This window comes from Pseudomonas wuhanensis, from assembly GCF_030687395.1.
Taxonomy (GTDB): domain Bacteria; phylum Pseudomonadota; class Gammaproteobacteria; order Pseudomonadales; family Pseudomonadaceae; genus Aquipseudomonas; species Aquipseudomonas wuhanensis.
In genome coordinates this window covers 1,051,595-1,067,827 of the sequence record NZ_CP117430.1, presented here as the reverse complement: position 1 = coordinate 1,067,827, position 16,233 = coordinate 1,051,595, and the positions used below count along the sequence as shown (strand labels likewise).

General features: G+C 56.0%; 8 protein-coding genes, 2 tRNA genes and 3 rRNA genes. 3 read left to right on the top strand and 10 right to left on the bottom strand.

The window, feature by feature from the left end; genetic code table 11:
- Positions 1-203: 203 nt before the first annotated feature.
- Genes mksB through mksF form a run of 3 tightly spaced genes read left to right on the top strand, consistent with a single transcriptional unit; the run spans position 204 to position 5,009 of the window.
- Positions 204-1,481 (top strand): Mks condensin complex protein MksB, encoded by a 1,278-nt coding sequence (gene mksB / locus PSH88_RS05020; RefSeq protein WP_007939726.1) that lies wholly within the window; start codon positions 204-206, stop codon positions 1,479-1,481.
- Complete coding sequence (gene mksE / locus PSH88_RS05015; protein ID WP_019582408.1) at positions 1,471-2,172, top strand: Mks condensin complex protein MksE; 702 nt, start codon at positions 1,471-1,473, stop codon at positions 2,170-2,172. Before mksB ends, mksE begins: the two co-directional genes overlap by 11 nt.
- Positions 2,169-5,009, top strand: a complete 2,841-nt coding sequence (mksF, locus tag PSH88_RS05010) for an Mks condensin complex protein MksF (RefSeq protein ID WP_305425177.1) — start codon at positions 2,169-2,171, stop codon at positions 5,007-5,009. The genes mksE and mksF overlap by 4 nt, the downstream gene beginning before the upstream one ends.
- Positions 5,010-5,122: 113 nt before the next feature.
- Here mksF and PSH88_RS05005 read toward each other — a convergent pair whose 3' ends face one another.
- From PSH88_RS05005 to msrP, 10 genes are all read right to left on the bottom strand, one after another.
- Complete coding sequence (locus PSH88_RS05005) at positions 5,123-7,426, bottom strand: PqiB family protein (protein ID WP_305483476.1); 2,304 nt, start codon at positions 7,424-7,426, stop codon at positions 5,123-5,125.
- The gene (locus tag PSH88_RS05000) at positions 7,419-8,042 is read right to left on the bottom strand and encodes a paraquat-inducible protein A (protein WP_007896874.1); all 624 of its coding nucleotides are present in this window, start codon (positions 8,040-8,042) and stop codon (positions 7,419-7,421) included. Before PSH88_RS05000 ends, PSH88_RS05005 begins: the two co-directional genes overlap by 8 nt.
- Entirely contained in the window at positions 8,029-8,688 is a 660-nt protein-coding gene (locus tag PSH88_RS04995; RefSeq protein ID WP_305425176.1) for a paraquat-inducible protein A, read from the bottom strand. Before PSH88_RS04995 ends, PSH88_RS05000 begins: the two co-directional genes overlap by 14 nt.
- Before the next feature lie 149 nt (positions 8,689-8,837).
- Positions 8,838-8,953: ribosomal RNA gene (gene rrf, locus PSH88_RS04990) — 5S ribosomal RNA — on the bottom strand.
- Between the two features lie 156 nt (positions 8,954-9,109).
- Positions 9,110-11,999, bottom strand: a 23S ribosomal RNA gene (locus tag PSH88_RS04985).
- Between the two features lie 235 nt (positions 12,000-12,234).
- Positions 12,235-12,307 (bottom strand) — tRNA-Ala (locus PSH88_RS04980).
- Between the two features lie 30 nt (positions 12,308-12,337).
- Positions 12,338-12,414, bottom strand: a tRNA-Ile gene (locus PSH88_RS04975).
- Between the two features lie 82 nt (positions 12,415-12,496).
- Positions 12,497-14,035: ribosomal RNA gene (locus PSH88_RS04970) — 16S ribosomal RNA — on the bottom strand.
- Together the 16S, 23S and 5S rRNA genes with 2 tRNA genes alongside form the textbook arrangement of a ribosomal RNA operon.
- Positions 14,036-14,579: 544 nt before the next feature.
- Entirely contained in the window at positions 14,580-15,200 is a 621-nt protein-coding gene (msrQ, locus tag PSH88_RS04965) for a protein-methionine-sulfoxide reductase heme-binding subunit MsrQ (protein ID WP_305425175.1), read from the bottom strand.
- The gene (gene msrP / locus PSH88_RS04960; protein ID WP_305425174.1) at positions 15,200-16,213 is read right to left on the bottom strand and encodes a protein-methionine-sulfoxide reductase catalytic subunit MsrP; all 1,014 of its coding nucleotides are present in this window, start codon (positions 16,211-16,213) and stop codon (positions 15,200-15,202) included. Before msrP ends, msrQ begins: the two co-directional genes overlap by 1 nt.
- Positions 16,214-16,233 lie beyond the last annotated feature (20 nt).

Sequence of the window (16,233 nt, the reverse complement as noted above, 5' to 3'; positions counted from 1 at the left end):
GCAAAGGTCGGCCACTTGTGGATAACTAAAGTGTGGTGATTCTACCGCCCTTCGCTCAAGATCGCCCGCGCTGTTGATCGATAGACTTCACCGATAGTCTTTCCACCTATGAAAAATGGCGACAGCCCATCCCGAGAGTGAATCGACACGGCCGCGATGCAGTACAATCGCGGCTTTTAATCGTCAACCAGCCGGCCATTCCGATGATCGAACCCAAGCGCGTCTTGCGCGCCCTCGCTGAACACTGGGCACTTCTGGAGCCACTGTGCGAGCACTTCGACCAAGGCACACTGAGCCTCAACGAACTGCGTTCACAGTTGGCCGCCCAGCAACTGGACAGCACACCGCAGGACATCACCAGCCTGCTGGACGTGTGGATTCGCCTCGACATTCTGGTTCCCGTGGCGAAAAGCCCGAACCGTTTCGAGCTCAACGCGCAGATCCATGACTTCCTCGCTTACCTGCGCCGTGAGCACCGTCTGGGCCTGTGCCTGGAAATCGAAGCCTATCTGCGCCACCTCGAACGCCTGGCCGGTTACATCCAGGACGCCTTCGACATTCGCGACGGCAACGATCTGGCGCGCCAGTTGCGCCTGCTCGACATGCGCGTGCGGGACGTGCTGAAGAAACTCGCCAACGACGAACAGGCCCTGGTGGCCGTCGCCGAACGGGCCAAGACCAGCGACCGGCAGATTCCGCTGCGCCAGCGTTATGCTGAAGTGCTGGCGACCTGGGACGAATACGTCGAACCGATGATTCAGCTGGTGAATGCCGACGGCGCCTTCGAACAAGGCGTGCGCAAGGTTGAGAACGTGTTGTTGCGCATGCTCACCGAACAGCAGCGCCTCGGCCATCTGGTCGACGACGACATGCTGCTGCGCACCCACGCGCGCATCCTCGAAATGCAGACCAGCGCCCAGTTGACCCTGCGTCACGCCCGCGAGCTGCTGCTGCCGCTGCGCGAAGAAGCACGCCGGCATAACGCCGTGACCCGTGGCGCAGCCCTGGCGTTGTCGGCCATTCGTCGTAAAGGCATCGATGCGGTGCCGCAAGCCGCGATGCCGCTGTTCACCCGCCCGCAAAGCACCTTCCTCGGCAGTGCCAGCCAGGTCGAAGCCTATGTCTACGCCCTGGCCCGTTTCGAGCCGAAACCGGCGCGTTTCCCCAAGGCCCACAAGACCCAGAAAGGCGAAGCCCCGCGCGCGCCACGCACGGTTCGGGAAATGCTCGAACGTTGCGAAGATGCCCTGCCGATGCCGGACCTGATGAGCTGGCTGCTGGAGCAGGAGCCGGACGGCGCCACCGACGAATTGCTCTACTGGTTCTCGCGCCTGTCGCGGGAAAAACGCTTCAAGCGCGAGCGTCTGGAACGCCGCGATTACCACACTCACGAGCACCAGGTCAGCCTGCGCTCCTTCGCCCTGCTCTCGGCCCGCGACACCGCCGCCGAGGATTCTGCGAGCATCCCAAATGCATCTTGATCTATCCGAACTGTCCCAGCTGGCGCCGATTTTTCGCGAGCTGTTCAAGGGCTACCACGTCAGCCGCCGCGACCCTGAGCTGTACGCCCAACTGTCGAACTTCCAGGACCAGTACCGCACGCTGTTCAAGGCGCTGGGTTTTGAACTGGTGTGTGACACCCGTGGTTTCTACTACTTCGTACCGGACCTGGCCGCGGCGGCGGTAAACAAAACGGCACAACGTCTGGCGCTGTTCACCTTCATCCTCGTCGAACACCTGGCCGACCAGGGCCGTGACCCGATCGCCGTGCTCGACGGCGGCAGCCTCGGTCGCGATGAATTGCCATCGCTGCTGGAGAAGTACCGCGACCTGTTTATTCAGGCCGAAGTGCAGACCGTCGAAGAACTCGAAGAAAAGATCATGCGCCGCATGACCCAGCTCGGTTTCGCCGGCGAAGAAAACGGTGTCTACCGCTTCCTGCCGCCGATGCACCGCTTCCTCGATGTCTGCCTGTCGGTCCAGCAAGACCGCGACCTGGCCGCCAGCCTGCACAGCGTGCTGCCGTTACCAGCGCCGGTGCTGATCGACGAAGACAGCGACGAAAAGCTGCTGCAGACCGATGACCCGCTCGACTTGAGTGACTTTGCAGAAGAAAGCGAAGAAGACGCACTGGCCCGCGCCATTGCCGAAGAACAGGAGACCGACGCATGAGCAAGGAACGCTACGGCATTCGCCGTTTTGCCCTTTTGAACACCGCCGGTTACAGCCTCGGCCTGTTCCCGCTGGAAGAACCGTTGTCGGTGTACGGCGCGAACAACCTCGGTAAATCCGCTTCGATCAACGCCTTGCAGTTCCCGATTCTGGCGCGCATGTCGGACATGAGTTTCGGCAAGTACAGCCTGGAGCAATCCCGGCGCTTCTACTTCGCCTCGGACACCAGTTACATCCTGGTGGAAGTCTCCCTGCCCCACGGCCCGCACGTGATCGGCGTGGTCGGCCGTGGCCCGGGTGGCGGTTTCGGTCACCAGTTCTTTGCCTACGCCGGCAAACTCGACCTGGCCCATTACCAGAAAGACGACACCTGCCTGCGGCAGAAAGAGCTGTTCAACAACCTCGAGCGCGAAGGTCTGAAAGCCTACGAACTCAAGCCGGATGAACTGCGTCGTTTGCTGGTCGGTGGCCACACCTCGATTCCGCTGGACCTGACGCTGATCCCGCTGCGTTCCACCAGCGAGCAGAGCCTGAAGACCTTCCGCGCTCTGTTCATCAACTTGCTGCACATGCGCGAAATCACCGCGGCCAAACTCAAACAGTTGTTCCTCGATGCTTTCGAACACAGCCTGCGTTCCGGTAGCGTCGATTACATCGCCGCGTGCGAAGAAGCGTTCCGCGATGTTCGTCGCATGGAGCAGGACTACAACTCGCTGGTCGCTGCCGGCCCGTTGGTCGAAGCCTTGGCCAACGGCGTGAAACAGCGGGACATCCTGCGCGGCAAACTGCATCGCCTGTCGCCACTGCTCGACTCCCTGCTCGGTACTTGGTCGGATTACGCCAGTGCGCGCAAGGAAGAACTGACGATTCAGGCCGAGCACTACCGCAACGAGCAGGACGCCCTGCAAAACGATCAACGCGGCGGCACTCAGGAGCTGATGCGTCTGGAGCGGGAAATCACCGGCATCCAGCGCTGGCTCGGCGAATTGTCAGTGCTCAAGCATCGCTTCGCCCTGGTCGATGACGTCAAAGTCCTCGAGCAGCAACTGCTCGCCGCCAAGGACGCGCATGACGAACTGGCCGGTGCGCTGGCCCAGTCGCGGCAGTTCAGCGCCGAAGACCTGGAAGAGCGTCTGCGGGATCTGGAAAAACGCCTCAAATCGGTGAAACAACAACTCGATCACGCCGACAACAACAGCTATGCCCGTTTGCGCGAAGAATTCTCGCAGCAGGACGTCGAGCGCCTGATGCGCCTGTTCAACAGCGCACTGTTCAGCCTGCCACTGGGGGAACACGGCATTATGCTGGACGAGGACGGTCAGTGGGTCAAATCCATGGAACTGATTCTCGATGGCTTCAAAGGCGAGCGCTTCGAAGTGCCGGGCCTGTCCATCGACATCTCGCACATCGAGCCGCCGGCCCTGCAAGCCCTGGCCGACCGCGCGGCGCTGCGCGATCAGAAAGACCGCCTGGAAAAAGAACTCAAGCAGCTGAAAACTCAAGCTGCCGTGGCGGCAGACCGCGCGGCCAGCAAGACCCAGACCGAAGCGCTGTACCAGCAAGTGCTGGATGCGCAGAAAGCTCTGGAAGACTTCCGCCGCGCGCAAACCCTGAGCGCCGAAGAAGGCGACAAGCTTGAGCAATTGGCGCAGATGGAAGCCGCCCAGGACGAGTTGAAACGCTCCAGCGATGCCTTCACCGAACGCGTCCAGCAACTGTCGGCCAAGCTGCAATTGGTCGGCCGGCAGATCGGTGACATGGAAGCCAAACAACGCACCCTCGACGATGCACTGCGTCGTCGTCAGCTGTTGCCGGCCGACCTGCCGTTCGGCACGCCGTTTATGGACCCGGTCGACGATTCCATGGACAACCTGCTGCCATTGCTCAATGACTATCAGGACAGCTGGCAAGGCCTGCTGCGGGCTGACGGGCAGATCGACGCGCTCTACGCGCAGGTTCGCCTCAAGGGCGTGGCCAAGTTCGACAGCGAAGACGATATGGAGCGTCGCCTGCAACTGCTGATCAACGCGTACGCACACCGCACCGATGAAGCCCTGACCCTCGGCAAGGCGCGCCGCGCGGCGGTTACCGACATCGCCCGGACCCTGCGCAACATCCGCAGTGACTACGACAGCCTCGAACATCAACTGGCGCTGTTCAACCGCGAGATCAACAAACGTCAGGTCTCCAACCTGCAGAGCTTCCGTATCGTGCTCGCGCCGAACAAGGAAGCGCTCAAGCACATTGACCAGATCATCCACAGCGCCGGTCAGTACGAAGAAGGCGAAACCCTCTCCGTCTTCGACCTGAGCCAAAGCGCCGAGCAGGACAACAAGAACGAAGAAGCCAAGGAATACCTGGCACGGCTGGTGGCGGCCAACCACAACCAGCTCGGACTCAAGGATCTGTTCGAACTGGCGTTCGAGATCACCAAGGTCAACGGTCAACCGGTGATCCACACCGACATCGACGGCGCGGCGTCCAACGGCACCACCATGACCATCAAGGCGCTGACCAACATGTACTTGTTATTGCACTTGATGGACCGTGACCAGGCCGGTCGCGTGCGCCTGCCGTACTACCTCGACGAGGCGGCGGATATCGACGAGAAGAACCAGGCAGCACTGCTTGAAACCAGCCTGCAACTGGGCTTCGTGCCGATTCTGGCGAGTGTGAAGCCGCAAGTCTGCGCCAGTGTCGCTATCGACCTGGAAGGCGGCAGCGGCCCGAACGGTATCTACATCGACGAGGCGGACTGGAAGTACATCCGTCGTCACGATGAAGTGAAGGCAACCGTTGTTGTACAAGCTGATGAACCGGAGCTGGATGCGGTCTGATTTGACTTAATCCAAGCCAGCAAAAAGGCCGCGATCCAATGGATCGCGGCCTTTTTTATCTTTTCATAGGAGCGAGGCTTGCCCGCGAAAGCAGCATCACAGGCACCGATCAACTACTTGCCGAGTGCTATCTTCGGCGACCAGGTCAGCCACTCATCTTCGAACTGGTCGAACAACGGGAAGGTTTGCTCGGGCCGCGCCGGGACACCCATGCGGTCGCCATCCGGCGTGGCAAAAGCAATACCGCCCTGAACCAGCGTCTCCAGCGATTCAGTGCGTATTGTCGCGCCTTTGAACAAGCCGTAGTCAAAACCAAAACCACTGGTGTTCCAGAACCGCGTACCACTGCGCACCAACGGTGCATATTTCGGTTCGATCAGTATGTGTACCAACACTCGATCAGCCGTCTGGCCCAGTTCATAGCCGGTCACCTTGCCTACCGTGATTTCGCGATAGGTGACGGGGACGCCAGTCTTCAGCGAACCCCGACGAGCAGCGCTCAACACCAGGCTCAAACCAGCCTCTTCCTTGGCGGTTTCCGGAGGATTGGTCAAGGCCTCGAAAGTCTTCTGTGGGCCGAGGTTCTTCGGCGCCGGCTGCACTTCGATGTATTGCCCGGTGACCAAAGTCTCGAGGTTCGAGGTTTTAATCAGACCGAGTTCAGGTTTGACCACCCAGAACTGACTGCCGACCCGAGCGATACGCTCCGGCACTTCTGTGATCCGCGCGGTCAGCAGTACTGATTGGAGGTCATCACTGAGGTCGACGTCCTCAATCTTGCCGACGTCCAGGCCTTTGAATCGAACCGGCGTGCCACTGCGCAGGCCATCGGCTCGATCGACCTTGATTGTCACCATAGTACCTTTTTGCGTTGCCTCATCATGGCTCGCATGCAGGCGGAAACGTGGAATACGCTTCTGCAACGGCGCTTTGGCTTCCGGGGTTTCGAAGGCGATACCACCGGCCATCAGGCTCTGCAACGATTCACTTTTGACCTGGATGCCGCCGGTCAATCCACCGGTGAGCGTAATGCCGCTGGCATTCCAGAAACGCGTCGAGGCGTTGACCAGCCCTTCGTATTCCTTCTCGATATGCACTCCGATCACCAGCTGCTTTTTGGTGCGGGAGAATTGATAGCTCTGAACCGAACCGACCTTGACCTGTTTGTAGAGAATCGGACTGCCGACTTCCAGAGAACCAAGATTGTCGGTGAACAAAACCAAGTGCAGGCCTGGCGAACGCAGATCCAGTGGCGGCGCCTTGGGCCGTGCTTCGAACTCGCGTTGCGGTGCACCGCCCTTGTCGCCAGGGCGCACGGCGATGTAGTTACCTTTGACCAGCGCTTCCAGGCCCGTAATACCGGCGAGCGAAATCGATGGTTTGACCACCCAGAACTGGGTGCCAGTGACCAGGTAATCCTCGGCCAGTGGGTCGAGAGTCAACTCCGCGGTCGCACTGGACAAGTCCGGGTCAACCTTGAGCGTTTTCAAATTGCCGACCTGGATGCCTTTGTACATCACCGGCGTGCGACCGGCCTGCAGGCCTTCGAAATCGCTGAGTTTGACCTTGACCCGAATACCCGCCGCAGCCGCATCGAAGTCCTCATAGAGACGGAATGGCAGGCTTGGATCGGTGGGCGGGCTGTCCTTGCGATTTTCCGGAGTAGCAAATGCAATACCACCGGCGACGATGCTGGCGAGGGACTCGCTACGCACTTTCACACCGGACAGGTTCGCGTCGATACTGATGCCGCTGGCATTCCAGAAACGCGTGTGTTTACGCACCAGGCTGGCGTAGGTCGGCTCGATGAACACTTTGAGTTCGACAGTGCTCTGGTCTGCGGACAGCACATAGCTTTTGATCTGACCGACCTGAATCTGCTTGTAGAACACCGGGCTGCCGCGATTCAGCGAGCCGAGGCGATCAGCCTTGATGGTCAGGTGCAGGCCGGGTTGGGCATCCGATAGCGGAGGCTCTTGGGCCAGGGCCTTGAACTTGCGGGTCGGCTCGCCTTCACCCGGGCTGACAGCCACGTAGTTACCCGAGACCAGCGTCTCCAGGCCCGTGATACCGGCCAGGCTCACGCTAGGTTTGACCAGCCAGAACCGTGTACTGGTCTTGAGGTATTGCACCACGTCCTTGTTCATCTCAATGGTCGCGATCACTCCTTTGGAGCTGCCTTCGTCATCGAGTTTAAGGGCTTTCACCTTTCCGACCGACATGCCTTTGTAGACGACTTCGGTCTTGTTGGCCTGAATGCCTTCACCGCTTTCGAAGCGCACCTGAATCTCGATGCCCGTCTCACTGTAGGCACGCCAGCCGAGCCAGCCGCCGATGATCAAGGCAATCAGGGGCAACACCCAAATGGCTGACCAGTTCGAGGCCGGTCGGGTTTTCGCTTTAGGCAAATCAGTCATGGTCGTCGTCCGACTCCGTGTTATCCCAAATCAGTCGGGGATCGAAAGTTACTGCGGCAAGCATCGTCAGAATCACCACACTGGCGAAGGCGATGGCGCCAAGATTGGCTTCGATGCTGGCAAGCCGTCCAAAATTCACAACCGCCACCAGGATGGCGATTACAAAGATATCCAGCATCGACCAGCGGCCAATGAACTCGATAAAGCGGTACATCAGAATGCGCTGGCGTGCCGAGAGCGGCTGGCGGCGCTGCACCGAAAACAGCAGCAATGCGATACCCACCAGCTTGAACGTGGGTACCAGGATGCTGGCGATAAAAACCACGGCGGCTATTGGAATCATGCCGTGCTGAACCAGTTGAATCACACCGGACATAATGGTGCTCGGATCACCTTGGCCCAGGGAATTGACAGTCATGATCGGTAGCACATTGGCCGGGATGTAGAGAATCGCGCCCGTGATCAACAATGCCCAGGTACGCATCAGGCTGTTTGGACGGCGGGCGTGAACCAGCGCACCGCAGCGAGTGCAAACCTGCTCGTCGGTGTCGGCTTCCTGTTTATTCAACTCGTGGCATTCGGCACAAATCAGAATGCCTGCATCAATCGCCCGCATGGGCATCTTCTCCTGATAGAGCCTGCCAGATCTGGTGCGGTGACATCACTACTTCCAGCCAGACCTGAACCAACAACAAACTGATGAAGCACGCCAGACCAAGACCTACGGTGACCGCCGCCATATCGGCCAATTTGACGATCGCAACCAGTACGCCCATGAGGTAAACCTCGAGCATCCCCCAGTCCCGTAGATGGTGATAAATGCGGTAGAGCAGCAAGCCGTAGCTGCGTCCGATATCGAAGCGAATACTCAGCAACACCACCAGCTGGCAAAGCAGCTTGAGCAGCGGAATCCCCATGCTGCAAAGGAATACCACTGCCGCTACGCCTCGCATACCGGTATCGAACAGACCGACAACGCCGCTCCAGACAGTATCGTGCGACGACTGTCCGAGTAGATGGAGCTGCATGATGGGTAGAAAGTTCGCCGGGATGAACAACAACAGTGCGGCAATGACCAAGGCGAGACTGCGCTGCACGACATTGTGTCGATGGGCATACAGCTCATAACCACAGCGTACACAGATGGCTTTCTCACCATGAGCAAGCTCAGGCTTGCGCATCAGCAAGTCGCACTCATGACACGCTACCAAGTCGTCCAGCGGTAAATCTGACAGCCCTGGGGCGTCAACCGGATCCGGCATAAAGGCTCTGGCTCCAAAAAAGTTGGACCTATTCTAGTGTCCTGACTCGAAAATAACTGTGCAATTTTGTATTGCTGCCAGAGTGCTCTTTTCCTGCGGACAAAACAAAACCCCTACCTGCATACGCAGATAGGGGTTTTGGAATTTAATCTTGACGATGACCTACTCTCACATGGGGAAACCCCACACTACCATCGGCGATGCATCGTTTCACTGCTGAGTTCGGGATGGGATCAGGTGGTTCCAATGCTCTATGGTCGTCAAGAAATTCGGTAGCCAGCTCGTGTTCTCTTGCGAGGTCACGCTCCAGCGAATGGGTATGCGATAGTTTGTGTGTTTGTTTCTCGAACTTTCGGTTCGTTTCGTCTTCACACACCGCAATCTGGTGCCTCTTCAGGTCAGCAAATTGCTTGGGTGTTATATGGTCAAGCCTCACGGGCAATTAGTATTGGTTAGCTCAACGCCTCACAGCGCTTACACACCCAACCTATCAACGTCGTAGTCTTCGACGGCCCTTCAGGGGACTCAAGGTCCCAGTGAGATCTCATCTTGAGGCTAGTTTCCCGCTTAGATGCTTTCAGCGGTTATCTATTCCGAACATAGCTACCCGGCAATGCCACTGGCGTGACAACCGGAACACCAGAGGTTCGTCCACTCCGGTCCTCTCGTACTAGGAGCAGCCCCTCTCAAATCTCAAACGTCCACGGCAGATAGGGACCGAACTGTCTCACGACGTTCTAAACCCAGCTCGCGTACCACTTTAAATGGCGAACAGCCATACCCTTGGGACCGGCTTCAGCCCCAGGATGTGATGAGCCGACATCGAGGTGCCAAACACCGCCGTCGATATGAACTCTTGGGCGGTATCAGCCTGTTATCCCCGGAGTACCTTTTATCCGTTGAGCGATGGCCCTTCCATACAGAACCACCGGATCACTAAGACCTACTTTCGTACCTGCTCGACGTGTCTGTCTCGCAGTCAAGCGCGCTTTTGCCTTTATACTCTACGACCGATTTCCGACCGGTCTGAGCGCACCTTCGTACTCCTCCGTTACTCTTTAGGAGGACCGCCCCAGTCAAACTACCCACCATACACTGTCCTCGATCCGGATAACGGACCTGAGTTAGAACCTCAAAGTTGCCAGGGTGGTATTTCAAGGTTGGCTCCACGCGAACTGGCGTCCACGCTTCAAAGCCTCCCACCTATCCTACACAAGCAAATTCAAAGTCCAGTGCAAAGCTATAGTAAAGGTTCACGGGGTCTTTCCGTCTAGCCGCGGATACACTGCATCTTCACAGCGATTTCAATTTCACTGAGTCTCGGGTGGAGACAGCGCCGCCATCGTTACGCCATTCGTGCAGGTCGGAACTTACCCGACAAGGAATTTCGCTACCTTAGGACCGTTATAGTTACGGCCGCCGTTTACCGGGGCTTCGATCAAGAGCTTCGCGTTAGCTAACCCCATCAATTAACCTTCCGGCACCGGGCAGGCGTCACACCCTATACGTCCACTTTCGTGTTTGCAGAGTGCTGTGTTTTTAATAAACAGTCGCAGCGGCCTGGTATCTTCGACCGGCGTGGGCTTACGCAGTAAATGCTTCACCCTCACCGGCGCACCTTCTCCCGAAGTTACGGTGCCATTTTGCCTAGTTCCTTCACCCGAGTTCTCTCAAGCGCCTTGGTATTCTCTACCCAACCACCTGTGTCGGTTTGGGGTACGGTTCCTGGTTACCTGAAGCTTAGAAGCTTTTCTTGGAAGCATGGCATCAACCACTTCGTGTTCTAAAAGAACACTCGTCATCAGCTCTCGGCCTTAGAATCCCGGATTTACCTAAGATTCCAGCCTACCACCTTAAACTTGGACAACCAACGCCAAGCTGGCCTAGCCTTCTCCGTCCCTCCATCGCAATAACCAGAAGTACAGGAATATTAACCTGTTTTCCATCGACTACGCTTTTCAGCCTCGCCTTAGGGACCGACTAACCCTGCGTCGATTAACGTTGCGCAGGAAACCTTGGTCTTTCGGCGTGGGTGTTTTTCACACCCATTGTCGTTACTCATGTCAGCATTCGCACTTCTGATACCTCCAGCAAGCTTCTCAACTCACCTTCACAGGCTTACAGAACGCTCCTCTACCGCATCACCTAAGTGATACCCGTAGCTTCGGTGTATGGTTTGAGCCCCGTTACATCTTCCGCGCAGGCCGACTCGACTAGTGAGCTATTACGCTTTCTTTAAAGGGTGGCTGCTTCTAAGCCAACCTCCTAGCTGTCTAAGCCTTCCCACATCGTTTCCCACTTAACCATAACTTTGGGACCTTAGCTGACGGTCTGGGTTGTTTCCCTTTTCACGACGGACGTTAGCACCCGCCGTGTGTCTCCCATGCTCGGCACTTGTAGGTATTCGGAGTTTGCATCGGTTTGGTAAGTCGGGATGACCCCCTAGCCGAAACAGTGCTCTACCCCCTACAGTGATACATGAGGCGCTACCTAAATAGCTTTCGAGGAGAACCAGCTATCTCCGAGCTTGATTAGCCTTTCACTCCGATCCACAGGTCATCCGCTAACTTTTCAACGGTAGTCGGTTCGGTCCTCCAGTTAGTGTTACCCAACCTTCAACCTGCCCATGGATAGATCGCCCGGTTTCGGGTCTATTCCCAGCGACTAGACGCCCTATTAAGACTCGCTTTCGCTACGCCTCCCCTATTCGGTTAAGCTCGCCACTGAAAATAAGTCGCTGACCCATTATACAAAAGGTACGCAGTCACCCAACAATGTGGGCTCCCACTGCTTGTACGCATACGGTTTCAGGATCTATTTCACTCCCCTCTCCGGGGTTCTTTTCGCCTTTCCCTCACGGTACTAGTTCACTATCGGTCAGTCAGTAGTATTTAGCCTTGGAGGATGGTCCCCCCATATTCAGACAAAGTTTCTCGTGCTCCGTCCTACTCGATTTCATGGCCAAGAGATTTTCGCGTACAGGGCTATCACCCACTATGGCCGCACTTTCCAGAGCGTTCCGCTAATCTCAAAGCCACTTAAGGGCTAGTCCCCGTTCGCTCGCCACTACTAAGGGAATCTCGGTTGATTTCTTTTCCTCAGGGTACTTAGATGTTTCAGTTCCCCTGGTTCGCTTCTTAAGCCTATGTATTCAGCTTAAGATACCTAACTTATGTTAGGTGGGTTCCCCCATTCAGACATCTCCGGATCAAAGTCTGTTTGCCGACTCCCCGAAGCTTTTCGCAGGCTACCACGTCTTTCATCGCCTCTGACTGCCAAGGCATCCACCGTATGCGCTTCTTCACTTGACCATATAACCCCAAGCAATCTGGTTATACTGTGAAGACGACATTCGCCGAAAATTCGCGATTAAACTCACAAATTTTACCTTAGCCTGATCACCACCAGTGAAAGTGGCCATCAGTCTATCTTTCTATCACATACCCAAATTTTTAAAGAACGATCTAATCAAAGACTAGAAATCAACATTCACCATCGTCACGATGGAATGCTCATTTCTAAGCTTTCAACAAACAGAAGCAGTAGTGGTGCCAAACGGGATCGAACCGTTGACCTCCTGCGTGCAAGGCAGGCGCTCTCCCAGCTGAGCTATGGCCCCGTATTTCTACAGGCGTTTCCCACACAAAATTGGTGGGTCTGGGCAGATTCGAACTGCCGACCTCACCCTTATCAGGGGTGCGCTCTAACCAACTGAGCTACAGACCCAATTTCGGGCTGCTTCTTATCGTCTTCTTCAATGAATCAAGCAATTCGTGTGGGAACTTATGGAGCAGCTGATGTCGTCGATTAAGGAGGTGATCCAGCCGCAGGTTCCCCTACGGCTACCTTGTTACGACTTCACCCCAGTCATGAATCACACCGTGGTAACCGTCCTCCCGAAGGTTAGACTAGCTACTTCTGGTGCAACCCACTCCCATGGTGTGACGGGCGGTGTGTACAAGGCCCGGGAACGTATTCACCGCGACATTCTGATTCGCGATTACTAGCGATTCCGACTTCACGCAGTCGAGTTGCAGACTGCGATCCGGACTACGATCGGTTTTATGGGATTAGCTCCACCTCGCGGCTTGGCAACCCTCTGTACCGACCATTGTAGCACGTGTGTAGCCCAGGCCGTAAGGGCCATGATGACTTGACGTCATCCCCACCTTCCTCCGGTTTGTCACCGGCAGTCTCCTTAGAGTGCCCACCATTACGTGCTGGTAACTAAGGACAAGGGTTGCGCTCGTTACGGGACTTAACCCAACATCTCACGACACGAGCTGACGACAGCCATGCAGCACCTGTCTCAATGTTCCCGAAGGCACCAATCCATCTCTGGAAAGTTCATTGGATGTCAAGGCCTGGTAAGGTTCTTCGCGTTGCTTCGAATTAAACCACATGCTCCACCGCTTGTGCGGGCCCCCGTCAATTCATTTGAGTTTTAACCTTGCGGCCGTACTCCCCAGGCGGTCAACTTAATGCGTTAGCTGCGCCACTAAGAGCTCAAGGCTCCCAACGGCTAGTTGACATCGTTTACGGCGTGGACTACCAGGGTATCTAATCCTGTTTGCTCCCCACGCTTTCGCACCTCAGTGTCAGTATCAGTCCAGGTGGTCGCCTTCGCCACTGGTGTTCCTTCCTATATCTACGCATTTCACCGCTACACAGGAAATTCCACCACCCTCTACCATACTCTAGCTCGTCAGTTTTGAATGCAGTTCCCAGGTTGAGCCCGGGGATTTCACATCCAACTTAACGAACCACCTACGCGCGCTTTACGCCCAGTAATTCCGATTAACGCTTGCACCCTCTGTATTACCGCGGCTGCTGGCACAGAGTTAGCCGGTGCTTATTCTGTCGGTAACGTCAAAACAATTACGTATTAGGTAACTGCCCTTCCTCCCAACTTAAAGTGCTTTACAATCCGAAGACCTTCTTCACACACGCGGCATGGCTGGATCAGGCTTTCGCCCATTGTCCAATATTCCCCACTGCTGCCTCCCGTAGGAGTCTGGACCGTGTCTCAGTTCCAGTGTGACTGATCATCCTCTCAGACCAGTTACGGATCGTCGCCTTGGTGAGCCATTACCTCACCAACTAGCTAATCCGACCTAGGCTCATCTGATAGCGCAAGGCCCGAAGGTCCCCTGCTTTCTCCCGTAGGACGTATGCGGTATTAGCGTCCGTTTCCGAGCGTTATCCCCCACTACCAGGCAGATTCCTAGGCATTACTCACCCGTCCGCCGCTCGCCACCAGGTACAAGTACCCGTGCTGCCGCTCGACTTGCATGTGTTAGGCCTGCCGCCAGCGTTCAATCTGAGCCATGATCAAACTCTTCAGTTCAAACATCTTTGGGTTTTTAAGAAACCCTAAACTTGGCTCAGCAATCGTTGGTTACATCTTTGATTTCTCGCGGAGTAACTTGTGATGCTGATAATCTTGTTGACTATCAGTCTGACTCCACAAGCACCCACACGAATTGCTTGATTCAGTTGTTAAAGAGCGGTTGGTTAAGATCTTTCGTCTCAACCGAGGCGCGCATTCTACAGCAGCCCCTGTTGCTGTCAAGCGGTTATTTTCAGAAGCTTTCAAAGTTTCCTTTGCAACTTCAACCACTTGCGCTTCCGATCTCTCGTTAGCGGGAGGCGAATTCTACAGCGTTACTCGCTGCTGTCAACACCTCTTTTCCTCCGCTTTCGACCGAGAAGATCGAACCGTCGATAAGGCGAAAACACACTGCCCTACCAACTCCTTCTGGCTTCGATGAACTGAAGCGTAACCACTGCCGAAAACTGCGTAACTCTTTGTTTACCAAGGAGTTTTCCGTTTCGACTGCGCCGGAAGTGGGGCGAATTATAGACTTCCAAAATCTGCCGTCAACCTCTAATTACACCTTTCTTGCAGAAGGTGCCTTTTTGGCTATTAAATGTGGAATCCGGCGGGTTACAGGCGGCAATCTCAACACCAACAACAACGCACCTATAGAAGCATAGATCGCCCACTCCTTCAGATCGGCACGCACAATCCACAACATATGCAGCAATCCAAGCCCGAGAGCCACATAGACCAACCGATGCAATTTCTTCCAGCGAGCCCCCAAACGCCGCTGACTGTAGCGATTGGAGGTAACCGCCAATGCCAACAAACAGAGAAATCCCAGCACCCCGACAATAATGTACGGCCGCTTGCGTAACTCGATACCCAGCTGCGACCAATCAAAGCCAAGGATGAACGCCGTGTAACCGCTCAAATGCAGAACCACATAAGCGAAGCACCACAACCCCAACTGCCGCCGAACTGCTATCCATCCCGGCCAACCGGTGAGCTTCTGCAATGGCGTCATGCTTAATGTAATCAGCAACAGCACAAGCGTCCCCTGCCCCAATCGATCAACCAGTACTTTGCCCGGATCTGGCCCCAGCACATCCGCCCAAGCCTGATACAACCAAAGCAGCGGCCAAATCGCTGCAGCGATGAAGACGCCAATACGCCAATACGAATATCGCATCAGTAATTCTTCCGCAGATCGAGCCCTGTATACAGAGAAGCAACTTCATCCGAGTAGCCGTTGAACATTTGCGTGTCGCGCACATTGGGCTTGAACAGACCGCTCGGCAAACGCCTTTCCCGTGCCTGGGTCCAACGCGGGTGATCGACTGTCGGGTTCACGTTCGCATAAAAGCCATACTCATCCGAGGCGATACTCTGCCAAGTGGTTTTCGGCTGTTCGCTGACCAGGCTGATCCGCACAATGGATTTAATGCTCTTGAAGCCGTACTTCCAGGGCACCACCAGCCGCAGCGGCGCACCGTTCTGATTCGGCAACTCACGCCCGTACATGCCCACAGCAAGAATCGCCAATGGATTCATCGCCTCATCCAGACGCAGCCCTTCTACATAAGGCCAGTCGATCAGGGCAAAGCCGGAACGCTGCCCGGGCATACTCTTGGGATCCTGCAAAGTTTCGAAGCGAATGAACTTGGCTTTAGAGGTTGGCTCGACTTCCTTGAGCAAAGCCGAAACAGGAAAACCGATCCACGGAATGACCATCGACCAGGCTTCCACACAGCGAAGACGATAGATGCGCTCTTCCAGTTGATAAGGCTTCATGAAGTCTTCCAGTGCATACCGCCCCGGCTTACCCACCTCCCCGTCCACCACCACGCTCCACGGTTGGGTTTTCAGCGCACCGGCGTTGGCCGCGGGATCACCTTTATCGGTACCGAACTCATAGAAGTTGTTGTAGTGGGTCGCATCCTTGAAAGGTGTGATCGCCTCGTCTTTGACGTTGACCGCCCCCCATTTGGTGGAAGGAAGCTTTTCGGCAAACCAGGACGGTGCCTTGCCAGGCTCGACATCAGGATAACGCGCAACATCGTCGGCACTCGCCCAACGCGGCAGACTGCTCACAGCCAAACCGGCAACGGCGGCACCTAATACACTGCGGCGAGAAAGGTAGAGGGATTCAGGCGTGACGTCCGATTCATGACAGTCAGACGCTTTGGGGACTTTGATCAGCATGGCAACTCCGCAGCTTTGGA

Bases quoted from the DNA above. Each gene is read 5' to 3' on its own strand.
- mksB (WP_007939726.1), top strand. From the start codon at position 204: ATGATCGAACCCAAGCGCGTCTTGCGCGCCCTCGCTGAACACTGGGCA.
- mksE (WP_019582408.1), top strand. From the start codon at position 1,471: ATGCATCTTGATCTATCCGAACTGTCCCAGCTGGCGCCGATTTTTCGC.
- mksF (WP_305425177.1), top strand. From the start codon at position 2,169: ATGAGCAAGGAACGCTACGGCATTCGCCGTTTTGCCCTTTTGAACACC.
- PSH88_RS05005 (WP_305483476.1), bottom strand. From the start codon at position 7,426: ATGACTGATTTGCCTAAAGCGAAAACCCGACCGGCCTCGAACTGGTCA.
- PSH88_RS05000 (WP_007896874.1), bottom strand. From the start codon at position 8,042: ATGCGGGCGATTGATGCAGGCATTCTGATTTGTGCCGAATGCCACGAG.
- PSH88_RS04995 (WP_305425176.1), bottom strand. From the start codon at position 8,688: ATGCCGGATCCGGTTGACGCCCCAGGGCTGTCAGATTTACCGCTGGAC.
- msrQ (WP_305425175.1), bottom strand. From the start codon at position 15,200: ATGCGATATTCGTATTGGCGTATTGGCGTCTTCATCGCTGCAGCGATT.
- msrP (WP_305425174.1), bottom strand. From the start codon at position 16,213: ATGCTGATCAAAGTCCCCAAAGCGTCTGACTGTCATGAATCGGACGTC.